At 70.3% G+C, this 3,574-nt stretch carries 3 protein-coding genes and 1 pseudogene; all 4 read right to left on the bottom strand.

What is annotated here, in order from left to right:
* Window positions 1–803: ribose-phosphate diphosphokinase (locus AC08ON_RS05370; RefSeq protein ID WP_476616550.1), on the bottom strand; the 803-nt coding region annotated here is incomplete at its 3' end.
* Window positions 804–923: 120 nt separating this feature from the next.
* Complete coding sequence (locus tag AC08ON_RS05365) at window positions 924–2,162, bottom strand: ABC transporter permease (protein WP_476606736.1); 1,239 nt, start codon at window positions 2,160–2,162, stop codon at window positions 924–926.
* A 73-nt stretch (window positions 2,163–2,235) separates the two neighbouring features.
* Window positions 2,236–3,156: an ABC transporter ATP-binding protein gene (locus AC08ON_RS05360; RefSeq protein WP_476606735.1), complete on the bottom strand. Its 921-nt coding sequence runs from the start codon at window positions 3,154–3,156 to the stop codon at window positions 2,236–2,238.
* 69 nt (window positions 3,157–3,225) lie between these two features.
* Window positions 3,226–3,574, bottom strand: a pseudogene (locus AC08ON_RS05355) (cobyric acid synthase); the annotation flags it as partial.

Here is a 3,574-nt window from a genome sequence, read left to right as displayed (position 1 = left end):
TCGGGCTGGTCGCCGATGCGCTTAAGCGCACCCGCCGCAAACAGCCCGTGCGTACACGCCACCCGCACCGACCGCACGTTCAGCTCACGCAGCCGCTCAAGCAGCTCGAGCACGGTGCTGCCCTTGGCGATCTCGTCGTCGAGCACGATGACGTCCCGGCCGGCCACGTCACCGATGACCGTGCTGATGCTGACCCGGTCGTCGGCGAAACGCTGCTTGGCCCCCGCCGCCACCCGCACCCCGAGCATCCGGGCGAACGCCGCCGCCTCTTTGGCGTTGCCGAGGTCCGGGGAGACCACCGTCGTGTTCGACAGCTCGTAGTGACGGAAGTGCGCGGCGAGTTCCCGCAACGCATGCAGATGATCCACCGGCACGCTGAAGAAACCATGGACCTGCGGCGAGTGCAGGGTCATCGCGAGGACGCGGTTCGCACCCGCGGTGACGAGCAGGTCCGCGACCAGCCGCCCGCCGATCGAGATCCGCGGCGCGTCCTTCTTGTCCGAGCGGGCATAGGCATAGTGCGGCAGCACGACCGTCGTGCGCGCCACCGACGCCCCGCGCGCCGCGTCCAGCATCATCATCAGCAGCAGCAGCAGCTCGACGAGGTTCTCCTGCACCGGTGCGACCAGCGGCTGGATGAGGAACACGTCGCGTTCCCGGCAGTTCGCGGGAAGCTGGACCTCCAGGCAGTCGTTGGCAAAACGCTGCACCCGCACCCGATGCAGCGGCACGTCAAGGTGTGTGCAGATCTCCTCGGCGAGACTCAGATGGGCACTGCCGCTGAAGACGGCGATGTCTCGCACGAACCGCTCCTCGTTCCCTGTTCTCGGTGTCCCGGGGTCGCTGGGTGTCCCGGGTCTCGGTGTCCCCGGTCGACGTCCGATGGACCCGCCCGTCCCGGATGGTATCGACCAGGGGCCGAGTCATGCCGAGGTCCCTAGCGCCTCCCGGATCGGCACCCGAGTCCCGCCACGCTTCACCGCATTGCCGTACACCCGCCCGGTCAGCCAGACCAGTGCCCCGATCAGCGCGAGCGTCAGCGCCATCGCGACCACCACCTGCCACCCCGCCACGCTGCCGATCCCGATCACCATCGGCATCAGGACCGGCGCGAACAGCGGAATCATCGCCAGCACCAGGATGAGGCCGCTGTCCGGCGACCCCGGCAGCACCGAGATGCCCAGCACGTACGGGACGACGATCAGCAAGATCATCGGCGCCGTGACCCCGCCGGCGTCTTCCTGCCGAGACACCAGTGCCCCGGCGGCCGCGAACAGCAGCGCGTACACGGCGAACCCGAGCAGATACCACAGCAGCGCCAGCGCGACCGACCCGATCGCGATCCCGGCCGGGATGTCGAGCTGCCCGGTCGTCAGGCCCAACGACACGCCGACCACCCCGATCAGCGTCAACTGACCGAGAGCCACGGCGCCGATCCCGATGACCTTGCCGGCCATCAGCTGCCACGGACGCACGGTCGCCAGCAGCAGCTCCACCACCCGGCTGCTCTTCTCCTCGATCACCCCCTGCGCCACGGCCGGGCCGAAGATCAGCAGAGACAGGTAGATCAGCCCGCCGGAGAGCAGGCCGAGCAGCAACCGGGCCCCGTCCCGTTCCGAGGCCGGCCGCAGGGCGCTGACCTGGACCGTGGCCGCGGACACGGCTCGCCCCACGACGGCCGGATCACCACCGAGCCCCACGACCTGGCGCTCGAGCGCGACCTGCCGGGCGGCGAGGCTCAACACCGACGTCAGCCGGTCGCCGAGCTCCTTCTTGACGACCACCCGGTAGACGGCGTTCCCCGCCGCGCCAGGGATCGCAACCACGCGGACGAACGCGTCGACGTCACCGTCGAGCACGGCCCGCTCGCCGACCGCCCGATCCGCCACCGCACGGACCTCGACGTCCTCGCCCAGCGACCGGGCCGCAGCCTCGACCGTCGCCGCCTGCCGGAAGTCGACCGCGGTAAACGCGATCCGGCTCGCCGACGAGCCGCCGGTCAGGGACATCAGCAGCACCATGGCGCCGATCCCGAGGACGAACAGCCCCGTGGTGATCCGGAAGGCCCGCGACCTGGTCCTCGTCACGATCTCCCGCCGGGCGATCAGCCGGATCACCCGGCCCGACCCCTGCGCCGCGCCATCCAGCCCCCGCACGCTCACGCCGCGTTCTCCGGGAACGCCCCACTCCCCGGCTGCTGCCCGGCCTGCACGACGACGTTACGGAACAGCTCGGTCAACGACGGCCGGCGACGACGGAACTCCCGCACCGGGCCCGTGGCCAGCGCCGCGGCAGTACCGCCTGGTCGTCGGCACCCGCGGTGAGGCCCAGCACCGTCCGCGGCCCGTCCCGGTGACGCACGACGACCCCCGGTATCCCGTCGGCCCAGCCCGGCGGCGCCGCCGGCGCGTCCACCACCACCTGCAGATCACCACCCGCGCGCAACTCGTCAACCGAACCGCAGGCGACCATCCGGCCCGCCCGCACGATCCCGACCCGGTCGCACAACCGCTCGACGAGATCGAGCTGATGGCTGGAGAACATCACCGGAACCCCGGCGGCGCGACGCTCCCGCAGCACCTCGCTCATCACGTCGACGGCCACCGGGTCCAATCCGGAGAACGACTCGTCGAGTATCAGGACGACCGGATCGTGCACGAGCGCGGCGGCCAGTTGCACCCGCTGCTGGTTCCCGAGGCTGAGCTTCTGCACCTCGTCGTCCAAGCGGCTGGACACCCCCAGCCGCTCGGTCCACCGCGCCACTGCCCGACGGGCTGCCGCCAGCCCCATTCCGTGCAGTTGCGCGAGGTAGACGAGCTGCTCACCCACCCGCATCCGCGGGTACAGACCGCGTTCCTCCGGCATGTAGCCGATCCGGCGGCGGGTGCGTAACGTCAGCGGAACGCCGTCATAACGCACGACCCCGGAATCCGCCGCGAGCACCCCGAGGGCGATACGCATCGTCGTCGTCTTCCCGGCACCGTTGCTGCCGACGAACCCGAACAGCTCGCCGGCCCGCACCTCGAACGTCATCGACTCCAACGCGACGACGTCGCCGTACCGTTTCGACACCCCGTCGATTTCGAGCCGTCCATTGCCCACCTGCACCAGCTTTCCACGGCGTTCCGGGTAACGGTCAACCCCTGCCTCTGCCACCCAGATGCTATTCGCGGTGGTTTTCATGATTAATTTTGCGTGGTGCGACGATGTCAACACCGTTGATTATCAGGATGTGCCCGGGGGGACGAACGGCAGGCCGACGGGTGTGCCCTCGGCGAGCAGGCGGCGCAGGGCGCCTGTGTCGAGATGGTCGGCGACGAGGTCACCGAGGGCGTCGAGGCGGCGCTGCCGAGCATCGGCGAAGCACGTGAACGCCGGGACGAACGAACGCCCCGCGGCCGTGGCCACGTCGGCGAGATAGGCGCGGCGGAACGCATCGTTCTCCAGCACCCCGTGCCAGCTCGTGCCGGCGACCGCGCCGACGCGCACCCCGTCCGCTGCGAACGGCGCGCTGTCCGGATGCTCCTCGACGCTCAGCCGCCCGTGCCGGATCTCGTAGCCGGTCAGCGGTCGG

The organism is Frankia sp. CoWAU3 (assembly GCF_977971855.1).
Note: the sequence above shows the minus strand (reverse complement) of the source record. Positions and strands in the feature narration are given on the sequence as shown.